This window comes from Paenibacillus sp. cl123 (genome assembly GCF_900101595.1).
Taxonomy (GTDB): domain Bacteria; phylum Bacillota; class Bacilli; order Paenibacillales; family NBRC-103111; genus Paenibacillus_G.
Map to the genome: position 1 here is coordinate 51,365 of NZ_FMYY01000013.1, position 18,697 is coordinate 70,061.

General features: G+C 54.7%; 17 protein-coding genes and 1 pseudogene. 10 read left to right on the plus strand and 8 right to left on the minus strand.

Features of this window, described 5'->3' with window-relative positions:
* Positions 1 to 273 precede the first annotated feature (273 nt).
* Both BLR08_RS19190 and BLR08_RS19195 read right to left on the minus strand, forming a co-directional pair.
* Positions 274 to 1,212, minus strand: a complete 939-nt coding sequence (locus tag BLR08_RS19190) for a sensor histidine kinase (RefSeq protein ID WP_072333546.1) — start codon at positions 1,210 to 1,212, stop codon at positions 274 to 276.
* A gap of 30 nt (positions 1,213 to 1,242) precedes the next feature.
* On the minus strand, positions 1,243 to 1,947 hold the full coding sequence (locus BLR08_RS19195) for a LytR/AlgR family response regulator transcription factor (RefSeq protein WP_072333549.1): 705 nt from the start codon (positions 1,945 to 1,947) through the stop codon (positions 1,243 to 1,245).
* Positions 1,948 to 2,197: 250 nt separating this feature from the next.
* Between BLR08_RS19195 and BLR08_RS19200 the strand changes: the two genes are divergently transcribed.
* From BLR08_RS19200 to BLR08_RS19210, 3 genes are all read left to right on the plus strand, one after another.
* Positions 2,198 to 2,941 (plus strand): ABC transporter ATP-binding protein, encoded by a 744-nt coding sequence (locus BLR08_RS19200; RefSeq protein ID WP_072333552.1) that lies wholly within the window; start codon positions 2,198 to 2,200, stop codon positions 2,939 to 2,941.
* Entirely contained in the window at positions 2,938 to 4,104 is a 1,167-nt protein-coding gene (locus BLR08_RS19205) for an ABC transporter permease (RefSeq protein ID WP_072333555.1), read from the plus strand. The genes BLR08_RS19200 and BLR08_RS19205 overlap by 4 nt, the downstream gene beginning before the upstream one ends.
* A 108-nt stretch (positions 4,105 to 4,212) precedes the next feature.
* Positions 4,213 to 4,641, plus strand: a complete 429-nt coding sequence (locus BLR08_RS19210; protein WP_072333557.1) for a hypothetical protein — start codon at positions 4,213 to 4,215, stop codon at positions 4,639 to 4,641.
* A 309-nt stretch (positions 4,642 to 4,950) separates the two neighbouring features.
* Here the strand turns inward: BLR08_RS19210 and BLR08_RS19215 are convergent, their stop codons facing one another.
* Positions 4,951 to 6,405 (minus strand): amino acid permease, encoded by a 1,455-nt coding sequence (locus tag BLR08_RS19215; protein WP_072333560.1) that lies wholly within the window; start codon positions 6,403 to 6,405, stop codon positions 4,951 to 4,953.
* Positions 6,406 to 6,681: 276 nt separating this feature from the next.
* On the opposite strand from BLR08_RS19215, the gene BLR08_RS19220 reads away from it, so the two are divergent.
* From BLR08_RS19220 to BLR08_RS19240, 5 genes are all read left to right on the plus strand, one after another.
* On the plus strand, positions 6,682 to 7,308 hold the full coding sequence (locus tag BLR08_RS19220; RefSeq protein WP_072333870.1) for a winged helix-turn-helix domain-containing protein: 627 nt from the start codon (positions 6,682 to 6,684) through the stop codon (positions 7,306 to 7,308).
* A 64-nt stretch (positions 7,309 to 7,372) separates the two neighbouring features.
* Positions 7,373 to 7,633, plus strand: coding sequence for a hypothetical protein (locus BLR08_RS19225; RefSeq protein ID WP_072333563.1), 261 nt, complete (start codon positions 7,373 to 7,375; stop codon positions 7,631 to 7,633).
* A 35-nt stretch (positions 7,634 to 7,668) separates the two neighbouring features.
* On the plus strand, positions 7,669 to 8,253 hold the full coding sequence (gene clpP / locus BLR08_RS19230) for an ATP-dependent Clp endopeptidase proteolytic subunit ClpP (protein WP_072333565.1): 585 nt from the start codon (positions 7,669 to 7,671) through the stop codon (positions 8,251 to 8,253).
* Positions 8,254 to 8,501: 248 nt separating this feature from the next.
* Positions 8,502 to 10,982, plus strand: coding sequence for a S1C family serine protease (locus BLR08_RS19235; RefSeq protein ID WP_072333568.1), 2,481 nt, complete (start codon positions 8,502 to 8,504; stop codon positions 10,980 to 10,982).
* Positions 10,983 to 11,343: 361 nt separating this feature from the next.
* Positions 11,344 to 12,240: an ABC transporter ATP-binding protein gene (locus tag BLR08_RS19240; protein WP_072333571.1), complete on the plus strand. Its 897-nt coding sequence runs from the start codon at positions 11,344 to 11,346 to the stop codon at positions 12,238 to 12,240.
* Between the two features lie 737 nt (positions 12,241 to 12,977).
* Here the strand turns inward: BLR08_RS19240 and BLR08_RS19250 are convergent.
* Genes BLR08_RS19250 through BLR08_RS19260 form a run of 3 tightly spaced genes read right to left on the minus strand, consistent with a single transcriptional unit; the run spans position 12,978 to position 15,394 of the window.
* Positions 12,978 to 13,754: an ABC transporter permease gene (locus BLR08_RS19250; RefSeq protein WP_176835560.1), complete on the minus strand. Its 777-nt coding sequence runs from the start codon at positions 13,752 to 13,754 to the stop codon at positions 12,978 to 12,980.
* A 12-nt stretch (positions 13,755 to 13,766) separates the two neighbouring features.
* Positions 13,767 to 14,525 (minus strand): ABC-2 family transporter protein, encoded by a 759-nt coding sequence (locus BLR08_RS19255; protein WP_072333580.1) that lies wholly within the window; start codon positions 14,523 to 14,525, stop codon positions 13,767 to 13,769.
* Positions 14,522 to 15,394, minus strand: a complete 873-nt coding sequence (locus BLR08_RS19260; RefSeq protein ID WP_218131588.1) for an ABC transporter ATP-binding protein — start codon at positions 15,392 to 15,394, stop codon at positions 14,522 to 14,524. The genes BLR08_RS19255 and BLR08_RS19260 overlap by 4 nt, the downstream gene beginning before the upstream one ends.
* A gap of 286 nt (positions 15,395 to 15,680) precedes the next feature.
* Here BLR08_RS19260 and BLR08_RS32140 point away from each other — a divergent pair.
* Positions 15,681 to 15,836 (plus strand): annotated as a pseudogene (locus tag BLR08_RS32140) (MerR family DNA-binding transcriptional regulator); the annotation flags it as partial.
* A 30-nt stretch (positions 15,837 to 15,866) separates the two neighbouring features.
* A complete protein-coding gene (locus BLR08_RS19265) occupies positions 15,867 to 16,400 on the plus strand; it encodes a MerR family transcriptional regulator (RefSeq protein WP_256257718.1) in 534 nt (177 codons plus the stop codon).
* Between the two features lie 381 nt (positions 16,401 to 16,781).
* On the opposite strand, the gene BLR08_RS19270 is transcribed toward BLR08_RS19265, so the two are convergent.
* Together BLR08_RS19270 and BLR08_RS19275 are read right to left on the minus strand one after the other, a co-directional pair.
* Positions 16,782 to 17,975: an oxalate decarboxylase family bicupin gene (locus BLR08_RS19270; RefSeq protein WP_072333586.1), complete on the minus strand. Its 1,194-nt coding sequence runs from the start codon at positions 17,973 to 17,975 to the stop codon at positions 16,782 to 16,784.
* A 204-nt stretch (positions 17,976 to 18,179) separates the two neighbouring features.
* Positions 18,180 to 18,620: an NlpC/P60 family protein gene (locus BLR08_RS19275; RefSeq protein WP_090586358.1), complete on the minus strand. Its 441-nt coding sequence runs from the start codon at positions 18,618 to 18,620 to the stop codon at positions 18,180 to 18,182.
* Positions 18,621 to 18,697 lie beyond the last annotated feature (77 nt).

Genomic DNA, 18,697 nt, shown 5'->3' on the forward strand with positions numbered 1-18,697 from the left:
TGAAAGGCATGAAAGGCATGAAAGGCATGAAAGGCATGAAAGGCATGAAAGGCTGCATTCACCCGCGAGGGGAAGCCAATCCGCAGCCGGGGAGGCTGTCTCGGAGCAGCGGCTGCTTTCCCGACAGCCGGATTCCGACGGAGAGGCCGCTGGAGAGGGTGTACAGCCGTGACAGCTGCGGACAGCGTTCTTCAGCTGGGGCGGCGGCTATCGGCGGTGTACGGGCAGCAGCGCCAGTGCTGCAGGCGGTTGCTTTCCCGACAGCCGCCGCGGTTACTTCTCGTCGCCGACGACCACGGGCAGCTTTACCTTCACGGTCATCAGCCCCGCTTCGCAGACAAAGTCAAGCTGCCCATGATAGCGCCTGACGGTATCGGCGACGACGTAGGCGCCGATGCCATGCCGGTCGGCATCGCCGTCCGTTTTGCTTGTGGCGACAGGCCGCCGGAACAAGCTGTCCAGCAGCTCGCCTGGCAGGGGAGGCGTGGAGTTGCGCACTTCAAGCACGTACAGGCCGCTGCGCCGGACGGTCGAGATCTCGAGGACGGCCGGGCGTTGGCCGGGCCTGGGGGCCGCAGCAGCTTCAAGCGTGAAGCGCTTAGCCGCCTCCAGCGCATTGCCCAGCAGATTGCCGGCAAGCTTCGTCTGGTCGACGAAGCTGACAGGGATCGCCGACAGAGGCGCATCCAGCTCGAGCCGGACCTCGATGCCGCAGGCGGCTCCCTCGGCGGCGATATGGGCGAGCAGCGCGGCCATATGCCCCTTCTCTCCTTGAAGAGGCGCATGAATACGCCGCGTATCGGCCGTCAGTTCGCCGATGTAACGGCGGACATCGTCCAGCTCCCCGTCATGATCCTGTCCGGCCAACTGCTCGATAGCCCGCAGATGCTTCAGAAATTCATGCCGCTCGGACCGGACTTCCGTTAATATCCGCTCCATCTTGGCCTGCTGGGCGACCAGCAGGCTGTTGGCGTTGTCCAGCGCCCGCGCCCGCCGCCTCCAGCGCCATGCGGCGAGCAGAGCCAGCGCCAGCAGAAGCAAAGCGATGAGCGGCAGGGCTAGCAGCAAGGCCGGGAGCCACGGCGCCGTGAAGGCGGCCGAGCTTGCTTCAGCGGCGGTGTAGCTCGCCGCTGAAGCCGTGCCGTCCTGCCCTTCCATATTCGCGGGCGCGCCCGGAAGGACGCCCCGCATGGCTTGTCCGATCCAGATCATGGCGGAGCGCCTCCTTTTCGCAGGGATAGATTAGAAATATTTCGTCTGAAACTCGTCCATTTTTTCCTTCGTCATCATCGCGGTGCGTTTGGTGGGATAAAAGGAGATGGAGTAGGAATGCTTGGAATACAGGCTGAAGTTTTTCACATGATGAATATTGATCAGAAATGACCGGTGCGACCGGAAGAAATCGCGTTCCTTCAGCTTCTCCTCCAGCTCGGCCAGAGGCTGATAAGTTTCGTACAGCTCTCCCGTCGTCACGATCGTCGTCGTTCTGCCCGTCCGTTCGATGAATACGATATCCGGCTTGCGGATTATATGAATTTCCGACTTCTGCTTAATGATCAAATTGCCCTGGACCGCATCCTGCTCCTGATGCTTCTCCATGAACCGGCGCACCGACTGGAGCAGCCGCTCGCGGGTGTAAGGCTTCATGATGTAGTCATGAACCTGCAGCTCGAAGGCATGCACGGCATAACCGCTATGTCCGGTGACGAAAATGACCGCGGTCTTCAGCGCGTACGAATGCACGAAATGGGCGAGCTCGTAGCCCGACAGCCCCGGCATCTCGATATCGGCGATCAGCAGGTCGACCTTGTCCTTCTTGACCTGCCGGTAAGCTTCTTCCGGGTCCTGGGTGGCGAATACGATCTGCGCCTCGTCGAGCTGTCCGATGATGGCCGCCAGCTTCTCCAGATCGTAAGGCTGGTCGTCGACCAGGCCGACTCGAATCATGGGTCATCCGCTCCTGTGTAGTGGGGTATGCAAGGACTGGCATTCCCATCCATTATACAGGATGCGCCCTATTCGCGACAGGAAAAGGACGATTCGCGACATCTTCGTAGACATAGACCGCCGATCGGCTAAGATAAGGATAAGAAAGCCGCTCGTGGCAAAACGGCAGAAGAGCAGGACAGAGCAGGACAGAGCAGGACAGAGCAGGCTATGAAAGATCGAAGGCTCAGAGATGAAGGAGGCAGTCGGAATGATCCAGATAGAATCGGTAAGCAAAACCTTTCCGGCGAAAAAGGAAGCGGTCCAGGCGGCTCGCTCCATCACGCTGGAGGTGCGGCAGGGAGAGGTTGTCGGCCTGCTCGGCGAGAACGGCGCGGGCAAAACGACGCTGCTGCGCATGATCGCGACGCTGCTGGAGCCGACGGAGGGCCGCATCGCTGTGGCGGGCTACGATACGGTCAAGCAGGCGATGGAGGTCAAGAAGCGGATCGGCGTGCTGTTCGGCGGCGAGACCGGTTTGTACGACAGGCTGAGCGCCAGAGAAAATCTGGAGTATTTCGCGATGCTGTACGGGCTGAGCGCTCATGAGACGAAGGCGCGTATCGATGCGTTGACCGTCAAATTCGGGATGAAGGATTATATCAACCGCAAGGTTGGAGGCTTCTCGAAGGGGATGAAGCAGAAGGTCGCTATCGCCCGCACGCTGATTCATGATCCTGAGGTTATCCTGTTCGACGAGCCGACGACGGGGCTGGATATCACCTCGGCGAACATGTTCCGTCAGCTGATTCATCAATTGCGCGGCGAGGGCAAGACAATTATTTTCTCCAGCCACATTATGGAGGAGATTCAGCTGCTTTGCGGCTCGGTGATTATGATTCATAAGGGACAGATGGTTTATAACGGAACGCTCGAACAGCTTTACGAAACGGAGCAGAGCAAGGATCTGAACTACATCATGATGTCGCGGCTCGTGAGGGGGAATGCGGGATGATATGGGGAATATACAAAAAGGAACTCAAGGACAGCTTCCGCGACCGTCGCACGCTGATGCTTAGCATCTTCCTGCCGGTGCTGCTTATCTCGGGCATGTCGCTGCTGTATGAAAATCTGTTCTTTCGCGAAAATGCGCCCGCGGCGGCCAAGGTTGGCGTAGCGCAGACGATAGATGAAGCGACCTGGCAATGGCTGTCCACGATGCCGGATGTAGAATTGACGAGGGTGGCCGATCCGCAGGGAGCTGCTTTGGAAGGCGAGGTGCAGATTGCGCTCGAGTTGACGCCGGACTTCGCTTCCAGGCTGGAGAGCGGGGCGGCCGCCGACGTTAAGATTTATGCCGATCAGTCGAGCATGAATGTCTCGCGTTCGGTCGATCTGCTGAAGGAACAGCTGGCGGACAAAGAGCGGACGCTGGTGGATGCGAGGCTCGCCGCGTCGGGCGTCGATCCGAAGCAGATCCAGCCTTTCGCTGTGGATGTCCGGCAGCTGCAGGGGGGCGGCGAGATGTCGACGATGATGATCTCCATGCTGTTCTCGCTGATCATCACGCTGTCCGTCATGCTGGGAGGCATGCCATCGGCTACCGACCTGTTCGCCGGAGAGAAGGAGCGCAAGACGATGGAGGCGTTGCTGATTACACCGGTCAGCCGGCTCCGGCTGATCGCAGCCAAGTGGCTGACGATTTCGACGCTCGGAACGGTCAGCGGCATCTTCTCCATTCTGGCGTTCGTAGTCGTGACCAAGCTGCTCACCGAGCGGATGGCTGCCGTGCTGGACTACGAGGAAGGGGCGGCCGCGCTGCTTTTCTCGGCCGTACTCGGCATCGTCCTTTTCTCGGCTTTGTTCGCCGCGCTGCAGATGATCATCAGTATCGTAGCCAAGAGCTACAAGGAGGCGCAAAGCTATATGTCTCCAATCATGTTTGTCGGCATGATCCCGTACTTTCTGCTGATCGGACTTGCCCCGAACGAGCTGACGCCGGCGCATTTTCTCATTCCTTTCATGAATATTTTCGCCCTGCTCAAGGAACTGATCTACGGCATCTTCTCGATCTCCAGTCTGCTGATGGTGCTCGGCAGCTCGCTGCTGCTGATCGGGCTTGGATTTGCCGCGGCGTATGCCATGTTCAAAAAGGACAAGTGGGTGCTGGGGCAGTAGAGCCTGCTCAGGAAGCTTAAGGGTATTCAGCACGCGAACCCGCTGCGGAGGGATGGTTCGGGACAGAGACGCTCCATGTCATAGCTGCCAGAAAAGGAGGACGGAACTATGGAAGAAAAAGAATATACCGTGCAGGCGACGCAGTCATCGATGATGGCGGTCATGGTGCCGTTTATAACATTTCCGGCGATATGGATACCGCTACTGAGCCGGAACTTGGACGGATGGCTGCAGGTGCTGTTTATAGTCTTGATGCTGTTGATGGTGGTAACCGGCGCTGCGATGATGGGCATGCTGCTGAAGCCCCGGCCCTTGCAGGCCGACGGCCGCCGAATCCGGTTCGGGAAGAGGGAGTATGCGTGGAGCGATATAGAGAAGCTGGCTGTTCACTCCAAGCGCCGGCAGGTCCATCTGCATATGCGGGGCAAATGGGGGTCCCACTATTTCGATATTCGGGGCGAGCAGGCGTTTGCCGAAGCGGAAGAGGCGCTAAGCCGGCTTGCGGCGGAGCAGGGCGTGACTGTGGAGCGGAAGTGAACGGGCTTCGACCCGTCATCCGTCACCCGGCGGCGGGCCCTGGCAGAGGCCGGCGGCTTCTGCCAGCTAAGCCGCCTGGCTTGGCGGGAAGCGGATGGGAACTATTGTGAGGAAGCGGGAGTGTTAACCTTTGCGGGCAGCACTCCTTTTTTGCGTGTACTAGAACGCGCAGTTTAAATTAATGCCGCTTAGCCAAGATTTTCTCAGGATCGTCCGAACGTCATTTGATGGCAAGTGATTCCGAACGGACAGTTTTTACTCGGAATGCATGGTTCTTCGCAAGAGTATTTTTCAAAATCGCACAGCATGTCAGGAGCTTTTCTCACTGTCAAACCAGCAGTCCTGCAGCGGAATAAGCCGGGTACGGTGCTTCAGCTTGTACGAGACGTACACGACGAAGAACAAAGGAAGCCCGATATAAGCGGCCGCAAGCCCGTACCAATCTGTCCCTTCTTCCTGGAAGGCGGTGAACCCCTGACCGATAATGACGACGCAGCAGATGGAGAAGGCGACGATCGGCCCAAAGGGAAACCATCTGGCCCGGTAGGGCAGCTCGTCAAGGCTATGGCCCTGTTGCAGAAAAGCTTGACGGAAGCGGTAATGGCTGACGGCTATGCCGAGCCAGGCCAGGAAGCCGCACATGCCGGAGGCATTCAGCAGCCAGGTGTAAACGATGCCGGCTCCGAACAGGGAGGCGAAGAAGGCAAACATTCCGATCGCGGCCGTGATCGCCAGAGAGGCGAGCGGAACGCCTCGCCGGTTCAGATACGCCAGCCACCGCGGGGCTTTGCCTTCCTGGGCGAGCGACCATAACATCCGGGTCGACGCGTACATGCCGGAGCTGCCGGCCGACAGCACCGAGGTCAGAATGATCGCATTCATCACCGAAGCGGCAAAGGCGAATCCGGCCTTCTCGAATACGATCGTAAAAGGGCTGACCGAGATATGCTGAAGATCCGAGCTCAGCAGGGCCGGGTCCCGGTACGAGATCAGCATGCCGATAATAAAGATCGCGAAGATGTAAAACAGCAGGATGCGCCAAAAAATTTGTTTGACCGCCTTGGGCACGCTCACCGCCGCATCTTCGCTCTCCCCCGCCGTTATACCGATCAGTTCGGTCCCCTGAAAGGAAAACCCTGCCGCCATAAATACGCCGAGCACTCCCATAAAGCCGCCGTGGATCGGCGATCCGCCCTCCAGAAAGTTGCCGAAGCCTTGAGGCGTTCCGCCAATAATGCCAACGATCATCAGGATGCCTGTCCCGATAAAAATAAGCACCGTCGCCACCTTAATCGACGAAAACCAAAATTCGGATTCGCCGTAAGCGCGGACCGACAAGTAATTGATGAACACCATGATCCCCAGGAACAGGGCGCTCCACAGTAGGGGAGAGGAGTCCGGCAGCCAGTAATTGACGATGATGCTGGCTGCAGAAATTTCGGCAGCGATCGTAATCGCCCAGTTAAACCAATAGTTCCATCCGAGCGCGAAGCCAAGGGCCGGGTCGACGAATCTGCCCGCGTAGGTGCTGAAGGAGCCGGCCACCGGCATATAGGCGGCCATCTCCCCGAGACTCGTCATCAGGAAATACACCATAAACCCGATGACTGTGTACGCCAGCAAAGCGCCGCCCGGACCAGCGGCATGGATCGCTCCGCCGCTGGCTAGAAACAGCCCGGTTCCGATCGATCCGCCCAAGGAAATCATCGTCATATGGCGGGCCTTCAAGCCTCGAACCAGGCTCGTTTGTTGTTTGGTCGTCATAGACAGTTAACCGTTCCTTTCAAAGCGATGCCCACCATAAAGGTTCTGCGCTTGCATTCCGAACGCAGCTCCTTTACGGTGATTTGGAATACAGTTAGCTTTCCAATTATTTCGGGGATTCATCCTTCGGGCGGGAAAAGCGCACCGTCGGTCGCCGTGCCGCTTGTTACGGCTGCCGCTGGCGTTGCACGGCAAACTCCATAATGGGATTTGACAAGACAAGCATTAACGTACTAATATAAGTTTACGTAAAAAATAATTTTTATGGTGATGTTCATGAGCAAATCAAAGCCTCACATCCAAGACCTGTACCGGCTGGAATATGCCGAGCAGGCGGTTGCGCTGCTGAATCCGCTGCGGGCGGAGGTGCTGCGTCTGCTTTGCGAGCCGGCTTCGGCTTCCGAGATAGGCAGGCAGGTCGGCGAGACGGCGCAGAAGGTCAATTATCATCTCAAGGCGCTTGAGAAGGTAGGCTTGATTCGGCGGAGCGGCACAAGGCAGGTTAAAAACCTGGTCGAGGTGCTTTACCAAGCGATCGCCCGGTCGTATCTGATCCCTGACGCCTTCGGCTGGCCGGATGCGATGATACAGCGGATGAAAGATCAAGGGGCGCTGAGCCACCTGATTATGGCCTCCGAGCGGCTGCGGGGGGATGCGATGCGGCTGATGGAGCTGGCGGATGAAGCTGAGGTGCCCAGCGCGGTGCTGGAAACAGAGGTTTATTTGCCGGATGAGGCGGCCCGTCAGGCATTTGTCCGCGATTATGCGGAGGCGGTGCGGGGATTGTCCGAGAAGTACGGAGCGGCGGGAAGCGGCGAAGGCACGGGCTTCCGGGTAATGACGGCCGTCTATCCGGAGCCGGAAGGCGAAGCGGCGGAACCCGGAAAAAGCTCCGGGAAGTAGGTCTGGGCGGCGGAACGGGTGCAGCGCTCAGCACAGCATTTTGAACCAATCGGAGGGAATGCGGATGAGGGAGCGAGTACTAAAAGCGGAGCAGCAGGTCGAACGAAGGGAGCGCGGCGGGCAGGGGCCGGCTCCGATCATTGTCTGGGAGTCGCGGCGCGCAGACGGCGGCAGCTCGCAGGAAGCAACGGTCCGCGAGCTGCATACGGGCAGCAGCGCCGGAGGAGCGGAAGGTCCGGTGATCCGGGTGACCTCCTCGGGCTTCGGACAGCAGGCCGCAGAGGCGCGGCTGATGGCGGGCCGCCCGCTTAGCTGCGCAGCATAGCCTATCATTTTGAAATCCGGGAGGCGGATCATACGATGAGTTATATTCCTATGGTAGTGGAGCAAAGCGGGCGCGGCGAGCGTTCTTACGATATTTATTCGCGACTGCTGAAGGACCGCATTATTTTCCTCGGCAGCGCGATCGATGATCAGACGGCCAATTCCGTTATTGCGCAGCTGCTGTTCCTGACGGCGAGCGATCCGGAGAAGGATATCCATCTGTACATCAATTGTCCGGGCGGTTCGACAACGTCGGGACTTGCCATTTACGACACGATGCAGTTCGTGAAGCCGGATATTTCGACGATCTGCGTCGGGCTGGCCGCTTCCTTCGGAGCGGTGCTGCTCGCAGCCGGAACGCCGGGCAAGCGGATCGCGCTGCCGAATGCCGAGGTCATGATTCATCAGCCGTGGGTCAGCGGCGGCGGCGTACGGGGCCAAGCCTCGGACATCGCGATTCAGGCGGAGCACATTCTGAAGACGCGGCGGACGCTGGACAACATTCTTGCCGAGCGGAGCGGCCAGCCGCTGGAGCGAATTCAGCGCGACACGGACCGCGATTACTTTATGTCTGCGGATGAGGCGCTGGCTTATGGCTTGATCGACAAGGTGTTGAGATAAGCAGCTTGCCCGGGTGCTCCGAAAGCTTCAGAGAAGCTGACGGTCCCCCGGCCATCCCTTCTATCAGCCGTCAAGACGCGGCTGGTAGAGGGGATTTTTGCGTTTTTTTCGGGTATATGGTCGAGACGGACGGACTTCGGCTCTATGAAGTCATTTCCTTCTTGCAATAGATTTCGGAATTATGATAGATTTTACTGGAGATGGAAATGAATGGCCTGCATGGGGGCTGACGAGGAGAACACCTGAAGATGAAGAACATCACAATATTGAGCCGTAAAGCGGCTCTGGCCGCAGCTTCGGCAGTCCTGCTGGCGACGCTCGCCGCGCCTATCGGCACCTACGCTTATACGGCGGCCGAATCGGCCATTCCCGCGGTCATCGAGCAGACGACCTCTTCGGTCGTCGCGATTATCGGCAAGCCGATGGACAGCAAGAAGGTGTGGGAGGCGAGCCGCTACAATCTCGCGCATGGGACGGGAGTGATCGTCCGCAGCAACGGATACATATTGACGAACGCGCATGTCGTCAAGGATATGCATAATATGACGGTTGTCCTGTCAGACGGCAAGTCGTATACGGGGAAGACAACTCATTATGACGAGGAGAGCGACCTGGCGCTGGTCAAGATCGAAGCGACGGGGCTGAAGGCCGCCCAATTCGCCAATCCTTCGGACATCCGGGTAGGCGAGCCGGTGATGGCGATCGGGACGCCGCTGTCGTTCGCCCTGCGCAACTCGGTGACCTACGGCATCGTCAGCGGGATGGAGCGGTCCGTCCAGTCGAAATACCAGCTGATCCAGACCGACGCGGCGATTAATCCGGGCAACAGCGGCGGAGCTCTGCTCAATATGAAGGGCGAGGTCATCGGCATCAACACCCTGAAGTATGTCGAGTACGGCGTAGACAGTCTTGGCTTCGCAATCCCGGTACATACGGTGCAGCATGTGCTCGATCATTTCTTCAAGTACGGCAAGGTCAAGCGGCCTTATCTGGGGATAGAGCTCGGAGAAAGCTGGGAGGCGGTCGTCGGCATTCCTTCCGGCAACGGGCTGGAGGTCACGTATGTGGAGCCGGATTCTCCGGCGGCCAAAGCGGGGATCAAGCAAGGAGACGTGCTCCTGGCGATCGAGTCTTCGCCTACCGGGACGCTGGTGCAGTACAATGAGGCGCTCAAAAACTATTTGCCGGATCAAAAGATCAAGCTGACGCTGAAATCGGGCAGCACGCAAAAGGTGACGGAGGTTGCGCTTGGCGAAGACGAATCCAGCGCGACGTCCCTCGTGCAGGATGCGGCCGGCTCTTATATCGACGCCGATCAAGGCAAGACGCATATCGGCGACAGCCATTACGGCTGGTCGATGAAATATCCGGCAGGCTTGATCAAGAGCGATCAGGACGCGGATGGCCGCAGCGTGTCGTTCATGGATGCGAAGGGCGAATTCTCCATCGACATCTCGATCGAAAGTGACCAGAGCGAGGACTTGTCGCCGCTCGGACTGCTCCGCAAGCTGGACGAGGATCGTTATGGCTATACGATTCTGGAGAAGCGCTATATTGACCAGAAACCGAATGCTTACGCCTTATTGGTCGGCAAGAGCAGCTACAGCGGCGAATTGATGCAGAGCCGCGTTTTTCTTCGGGGGGATACGCTTTTCCGCATCATGCTGACGGTTCACAGCGAAGAGCTGTACACCAGCAGCTTCAAGCGCAACAGCTACAACGATCTGCTGGACTCGTTCGTATTGAGCTATGACGAAAACAATGCGGGCCTGAAAGATATTTCTGTCTATCAGACGACGGATACGGTGGCCACCGAATACGGCATCGCCTTCGATGTGCCCGCGGATTGGGATGGCGGAGGCTGGGGCAGCAGCTTGAGCTATCACAGCGAAGATGAAGAGAAGGCATTGCTGATCTCCGTTACGTCCGCCGCATCGGGCGACACGCTTAAGGCATGGGCGGAGCGAGGCGAGAAGAAGTTCGAAGACCGCTATGCCGCCGACTACCGCAAGACGGAAGGCGCGCGGGATATCGTCATCGACGGCGTCCCGGCGGTAGAGAATGAATATGCCTATACGATGGGCGACAAGTGGCATCACGTCCGCGTCATCTATTTGATCAAGGACAAGTACAAGTATGAGCTTGCGGTGTATTACCCGGGGAATGCGGACATGAAGGAAATGGAAAGCGTTGCGGACACGCTGAAGAAGTCCATTCATTTCCCGAAGGAATGGGCGAACCGGTCGCTCGGATTTATCCAGGATGAAGACGATCTGCTTGATCCGGCCCGCACCGTTACGTATACGAGCAAGAAATACCGGTATGCGCTCAAAGCGCCGGAATCGTGGTACGGAGGTTATGACTCTGACAAAGACTCGCCGGTTCAGTCGTTCCTGTTCGAGGGCGGGGGATTGACGGTAGCGGCCGACGATTCGGGCGATCTGCAGAGCAGGCTGAACGCCTTGGAGAAGGAGCACAAGAAAAATGCGGAGGCCGATGCCGCCTATTCGTATACGGTCACGGATGAGGAGCTGTTCGGCGTTCCCGTGAAAAAATTTGCGACGCAATACAAGTCGCGCAACATTCCGTATACGCTGCATGAGTATGTGTTTACCCATGAAAACATCGTCTACTCGGTGCGTCTGCGTATCAACGACGCCGTGAAGACGGATGAGCAGTGGAAGCGGCTGAATGAAACGTTTCAGTCGATGACATTTACAGGGAAATAAAGATCGAAAACCCTTTGAAAGCCGCCGTACGGCTAACAAAGGGTTTTTCCTGTTTAGAAGTCCGGCGGGCAAGAGGCCGGAGGGGCCGATGGGGAGTTGAAGCAGCGAGATCTGCTGAAAGCCGCGCCGCAGACCGCAGACTGTAAACTGTAAACTGTAAACTGTAAACTGTAGACCGCGCTTTGTTCACCGGACTTTTAGGCGGATATCATGCTCATGCTTACAATAATTAGTTGACAGTGATATTGATAAGCATTATCATTGAAGAAGAGGCTAAAATGAGAATCATTATCATATTTATTACATTACATTAACTTTCGCATACTTTTATAACTATTTTCACATATAAGGAGAGAGCATCATGTCCCGGTTATTTGCAGAACGGCTTCAGATTGGCTATGGGGAAAGAATGATCGTCGATTCGCTGAATGTCAGCATTCCGAGCGGGAAGATTACGGCGCTGGTTGGGGCCAACGGTTCCGGCAAATCGACGATTCTGAAGACGATGGCTCGAATCATGAAGCCGCAGAAGGGCGGCGTATTTCTTGACGGCAAGTCGATCCATCAGATGCAGACCAAGGAAGTCGCCAAGCAGCTGGCAATGCTCCCGCAAAACCCGGTTTCTCCGGAGGGGCTGACGGTCAGCGAGCTGGTCTCGTTCGGCCGCTTCCCGCATCAGAAGGGCTTCGGCTCCTTGTCCAAGGAAGACAAGGAGATGATCGCCTGGTCGCTGGACGTGACGGGGATGAACGAGTTCGCCGACCGGCCGATCGATCAGATGTCCGGCGGACAGCGCCAGCGGGCATGGATCGCGATGGCTCTGGCGCAGGGGACCGATATTTTGTTTCTGGATGAGCCGACGACCTTTCTGGACATGGCCCATCAGCTGGAAGTGCTGAAGCTGCTGGAGCGGTTGAACCGGGAGGAAGGCCGGACGATCGTCATGGTGGTCCATGACCTGAACCATGCCGCGCTCTACGCCCAGCATATCGTGGCCATCAAGCACGGCGATCTGATCGTGGAAGGCAGTCCGGCAGAGGTTATCACCCGCGATATGCTGCACGAAGTGTTCGCTATCCGGGCGGATATCATCCATGACCCGCGTACCGGCGCACCGCTATGCTTTCCTTACGGGCTGGCCGGCGATATCGAGGCGGGCGACGCGGTTCATGCCAGCGCGCCGGCAGAGGCTGTCGCGAAGCCGGTTGCCCGGGAGAAGGAAGTTGCCGGCCACCGGCAGACGGTAGGGGCATTGTAAACCGCCCGGCACTTAAGAAGAAGAATGTTCTAGCCAGCGGCGGGAGGGAAACGTCCGAGGAAGCAGGCTGGCATCATCATAATGAAACGCGTGAAGACAAGGGCGGCCGCCGGGACAGGCCGCCTTTTTCTGCGTGCTAGAACATTCTGTGCAGAACGAAAGCATAAGGATAATTTTGCGGGCCTGTCCCCATCGCTGGGGACAGGCGGCTATAACAAATGTTATGGGGAGGAACAAGCATGTGAGCACATATAGGGTAAAGAAGACGGGTGAGGGGCGTTGGCTGGTTTGGAACGTGAAGACGCATCAAACGGCTGATATTGTTTCTTTTTCGGAGTATGGATTATTCCCCAAAAAGAACCGATATCGGGTCGATGTGGATGGGCGCACGGTGGCTTCTTTGTTGGACCATTTCTCTACGGCAAGGGCCAAAGCGGTGCAATGCGTCAAGGCTTAAGGAAAAAATGAGAATGCCGTGAAACAAAATGTTGGCGGCATTCTCACCTAAAAAAAACGAAACGGCATTCCCAATTCCTTTAACACCTACTTGCCGGCAACTGATGCGCTGCTGTTTGATGAAGATTAGTATTAGACTGAATTTGTTGATTTTACGCGGTCTTTGAAAATGAAGAATCATCAGTTGCCGCTATTGCAATTAACGTCTCCCGTTTGCTTAATGAGAATGAAGCAGAAATGCGCAAAGTATGAGCTTCCACATTTGTATCATCGAGAACTAACTAACCGCCCGCGCTAGTATAACGGCGAAGCCCTGCACTCCAACAGAGGAGCGCCGCCGTGAAGGCTCCAGCCCCTATCCCCACTGCCGCCAAAAGCGTCTTCGCTTGCGCACCTTCTGTAAGGATTGAGGCGGGCATCGTTCCGACAAGCGCGACCGGGACGACGAATGTAAGCAGCTTCCTCAAAGGCGCTTTATATACTGACAGCGGATAACGGCCGAGCTCCCATAATGCATCGTAGATGACGGAGGGTTCGGAGCCTGGCATCCAGAATGCAAGGCTCGCTAGTACGACCCGGTAGGCCCATGCAATCACGAAGCCAATGGCCAGTACAAAGAGGTAGGCGACCGAATCAGGAACTGAAGGCACCTCCTCCAGATGGACAAGACCAGTTGTAAGGATAACGATTCCGACTCCGGCATTCATGAGTGCCAACGGGTGGCAATGATTAAAACTCGCCGAGTACAGGCTTGGAACTGGACGCAGTAAGTAGTCATCCAGACTTCCACCAATGACCTTCTCGCGAAAGAACGACAGGTTAGGCGTCACGAGCGCGTTAAACAATCCACTAATGAGTTGGTACGTCCCTAATAGAATCAGTGTCTCGCCGAACGTCCAACCTGCCAACTCGGACACGTTCGCATATATCGCACTCAGTGCCATAATGCTCGCTACCGAACCCAATAATGTCATACACAGCTCAACCATCATATTAGTCCGATAGGTTAGGCTCCTCTGCATCGCAAGCCCAAAAAGCGCGAGCATCAGCTTGATCATAAACATCTTCCCTCACGCTCCCGCCGCCGTATATTTGCGAATGCCGAACCTCCACACAAGCCTTGCTGCCGTCAGCATGATACAGAGCCATATACCTTGCTGAATATATCCGTTCGCAATGCTCCTCGAATCGAGCATACCCGCACTCAATTCGGCTGGGAACGCCATCATCCCCTGAAACGGCAGAAGGGCTGCGATCTGTTTTATCAGTTCGGGCATTAGCCCGATCGGTGCGGCAATGCCGCCGAGCAAATAGATGAAAAGTCCTCCCGCCGATACGATCGAGTGAGCGCGCTCCGTCCAAAAAGCACTCATCGCCAGCAGGTACGTAAACACATACTGCAACGCGGCTGCCAGAACGACAGCTGGTAGTGCTAAGAGGAGCATGCCAATATTCAGTTCCATATCCAGCACGATTCCGAGAATGACGAAGAGTGGCAATCCGATTATGGTATGCCATATCCGGATTGCAATATTCTCGCCCAGCGACTGCAGCATGACCGGATGTGGACGAAGCAAGTCATCCATCAAATCACCGTTATAAATACGGGTGGAGAACGTGTGATTCTCATAAGAAACCGTCATCAGCCTGACGATGATCAGCACGAAGTAATAAGCCGAGATAGTTTCGTTGCCGGGAAGCGCCGTCTCCCAGACGGCTAATCCGATCAGCGGCGGAACAACCTGATTGACCGCAAGCGTGAAAGCGAAGCTTCTCCATGCGAACCATTGAAGAAAATATCGCTGCACATAAACAAACAGCAGACTCATCGCGGCACCGCCCCCTCCCGGTAGATCCGGTCGATCAACTGCTCAATCGGGGGCTCCTCTATGATAAAATCATTGAGGACATATTCACTCATTAGGCGCTGAACGACTCTGCCGGCCGACTCCTTCGGTACGGAAATCGCAGTCTGACCGTCCGGTTCGATCGTGATAACCGCCCCTTCTTCGGCAAAGGCGGTTGAGGGCAACGACGCCTCGGGAATTCGGATGATTTTGATCGGCGCGTGCGTTTTCTTCAGACCCTGTATGCTTCCGTCATAATGGATGCTGCCTCTGTGGATAAGGATAAGGCGTTTGCACAGTTGTTCAACATCTGCCATATAGTGGCTCGTCAGCAGAACGGCCGCCTTAAATTCGTTTGTATACGCGGCAATAAAACGTCTAACCGCCATCGCTGTCGACACGTCGAGCCCGATCGTCGGCTCATCCAGAAACAGCACCTTCGGCTTATATAATAGCGAGCTTGCTAGTCCTGCACGCATCCGCTCGCCGAGTGACAGTGCGCGCACCTGGCGTTCTAGTATGGCGTTCAACCCAAGCATATCGCTCAGAACGCTCAAATTTTGCTTGAATGCTCCATCAGATATCCTGTAGATCTGCTGCTGAAACCGAAGACCATCGAGCACGGTCAGTTCCCCGGGAACGGAGAGCGGCCTACTACCGCGGACAAACGCAATTTGCATTAAGTAGGCACGTTCACGCCGCCACGGCACGAAGCCTAGTACGTTCGCCGATCCTGAGGTCGGATGTAATATCCCACTCAGCATCTTCAGCGTCGTCGTTTTACCAGCTCCGTTGGGCCCAAGAAAGGCAACGATCTCTCCCGCACCAATCGATAAGCTGACGCGATTCACAGCGTTTACCTCCCGATATGTACGATGAACAAGCGACTTTAGTGAGTTGACCACTCCGCTCCCACGAACGGGCACACGGTAAGACATCCCAAGCTGTTCTGCTTCAATTTGAAGCATTAGAACCTCTTCCTTCCTCTGTTTTATTCGCGCGTAACCTTATCATATAACATGGAAGCAAGTGATAAAGTTTTGGGAATAAACGTCTTTAATTCACTAAGAGCAGTTTACAAAACCTTCCCATTGTTCTTTAATGTTGTTAGAGCTAAAGAAAGGAAAGGTTTAAAAGGTGCCAAAACGGATACGACCAATTGATATCGCTCGTGAGCTAAATATAAGTACGAGCACACTGCGCCATTATGAGGCTTGGGGAATCGTGCCTGCTGTTGGGAGAACGGACTGCGGGTACAGGGAGTACACAGAAACCCACATCGCCTTTTACCACTGTATTCGTGCCATGGAGCCGGGTTTTGGCATGAAACTGACAGGGAACGTCATGCGAAAGCTGATCAATGGTAAACTTGACGAAGCACTGTGGGCCATTGCCGAGGCTAAAGTCGCACTTGTGCAGGAACGTCATATTGCGCTTCAGACGATTCGGCTGCTGGAGCAAACCTCGAAGATAAGCATTGATGGGGGTCGAGCAATAAGCGGAGGTGATCCACTGACTATCGGGAGGTTGGCCAAGCAATCCGGCATCCCGGCTACAGCCATTCGGTATTGGGAGCAGGCCGGACTATTTACCGCTGACCGTGGGGCCTCTAGCAAGTACCGGATTTACAACGAAACCGTCTTACAGAAGGTGCTGCTGATCCGAACGCTTCGCACGTCCGGCTTTTCGTTGGAAGTGATCCGCTCGGTTCTCGATGAACTGAACAAGAATGGCCCGGATCATGCCATCGTAGCCGCGAACGATTCGCTTAAGAAGCTTGAGCTTCGCATCCGTGACCAGCTTCGGGGCGAGCACCAGCTATATGCACTTTGCCGGTTGCTCGGATTATTATCATGATTTTGACCGCCTCCCCCACAATCACGTAGTAAAAGCAAACAAAAAATCTGCTCCCTCAAAGATCCAACAGGCCAATTGGCGAGGCAGTATTCGGATACCATAGATCATCAATTGCCGTACAGGCGGGGGCTATTCTACAGCCTGATACACGTCTATCCCGAGCTCTTCATCCTAAAAATTCAACCGAAAAGTCAAGAATGATAGCATTCATAGAAAAATTCTTCTTAAGTTCATCAACCATGTTATCCTGCCCGTTACTTCAATAAAAACGGCAACCGGTCAAAATGGCCGGCTGCCAGGAGTTCATCAAGCTATCGTTCCCAGTTAATGCAACAAACTCTTCAATACAAACCAGGGAGTCTTAAAATGATGCTGATGTACTTATCTTTCAGGTCTTGGATAGTAGGAATATCCCGGATTTTCCACAATAAATTGTTTTTCCTTTTTCAATGCGTTCATTAATTCTGGTCCTACATTTAGGTTCTGTTGAATCAATGGATAAGGTGTAAGAGCCATCCATTGATTTAGTGAAACATCTTCAAAGCGGTCACTCCTAAACAACTCCATAGCCCAGACGCTTTGATTCCCTGTGTTTTGGATGTAGTGACCAAAGGCACGAGGTACATATCCTACATCCCCAGCACGGTAATTGAAAGTGCGGGCAGTACCATTGGGTCCCATAACCGTCATGCGTGCCGTACCTGAGATATAATATTGCCATTCATCTTGGTTTGGATGCCAGTGCATTTCTCTCATTGCGCCTGGTTTGATTTCCAGTAGCGATGCGGCAATTTGGGTCGAAATAGGAAAGTTGGTTGAGTCCACTATACGTACTGTACTCCCGCCTGGAGTTATAATCGGCTCTTGTGCAATTAGTCGATGTGTAAAGGTTTTTGGCACCGTTCCTTGCGGGTCTGCTACTTGTTGACTTTCAAGCGAACCGGGAACGTTTGCTTGAAAAATGTATAACTGATGGTTCGGGATATGTGCAAAAGCGCTTGTAGGAACACCAAAATTCGCCGATAGTACGTCCTTTGGCGTATGTGCGAACCAATCGGAGATAGTTAAAGTATTAAGGTCAGAGAAGTTTCCATCAGGGAAGGCAAGTAAAAACTCGCAGCCTTCCTCAAGTCCTTGAATAGAATGCGGAATTCCTGGAGGGAAATACCAAAGGTCGCCCACGCCTACGTCAGCAATGAAGTTCCTTCCGTTCTGGTCAACAGCTGTTATGCGCGCTCGCCCCACAAGCATGATTGCCCATTCCGCTTGTTGATGCCAATGCAACTCACGCACGCCACCTGGGGTTAAAGCCATATTCACACCAGCAATCGTGGTCGCAATAGGAAGTTCTCTAACTGTTACCTCCCGTGACCAACCACCGTGATTTAATTGCATATTAGTATCGGAGAAAGAAAACTTTAGGTTAGGAAGCGTTCCAGAATCAGTAACAGGCGAAACTAGCATGTCAGGGTTTTCTAGGTCCCGCATGACGTCTCGTGGTCCTAAATCCCACCAACCGGCACCATCATTCCTTATCGGTTGCGGTATACATCCATTCCGTGTTTCGTCTTTCATATAATCACCCTTTGTTCCATACATTTTGGCTCGTTACTGGTTAAATGCCTAATTTTATGTTATGCATGGAATCAGTGGTTAGAAATATGTCCACCTTTTGGGTCGTATGCTGCCCGTTAGTTCAACTCGAACAGCGGCCGATCGAGTAGCCGGCCGCCGCTGTGTCAAGATTGAATTAACGTTCCCAGTTAGCGTAACTTCGCGTTAATCCCATTGCTTATTCTGTATTCCGGCTAATATCCGTCCAACTGGAGCCCATCCTATAAACTTTGGCGGGGTCCACCCTGGCGCTGGTCTTAGACTTTCAATTTCTAAATAGTTATCTATTCTTACTTTGTCCCATGCGTGTATCGCATCTCCATCACCTAGTGACAAAGCTACGTGTCCCCAATTTTTAACTTCTCCATCCACTAAGCCTGAACAGGAGTAGAAAACAAAAGCTCCTTTTGGTGGAAATCCAATATTGTTTTGTACTTCGTACATTTCAGCGGACTCAAGAGCATCATCGCCCCCCCACATCTCAATTCCGTTACTTCTTTCATAAGCATCTTCAACGAAACCGAGACATCGAAGCTGGTACTCCTTTGAATCCATGTGTCTTTTTGCCCAGACAATAGCATTTTCTATTTCCTTGTCAAATTTCAATAAGCAACCCTCCCATTTTTTGTTATGTGCCTTCTAATCTTACTCAAAGTTGCAGAGAAGTTTCTGGTAAAAAACTA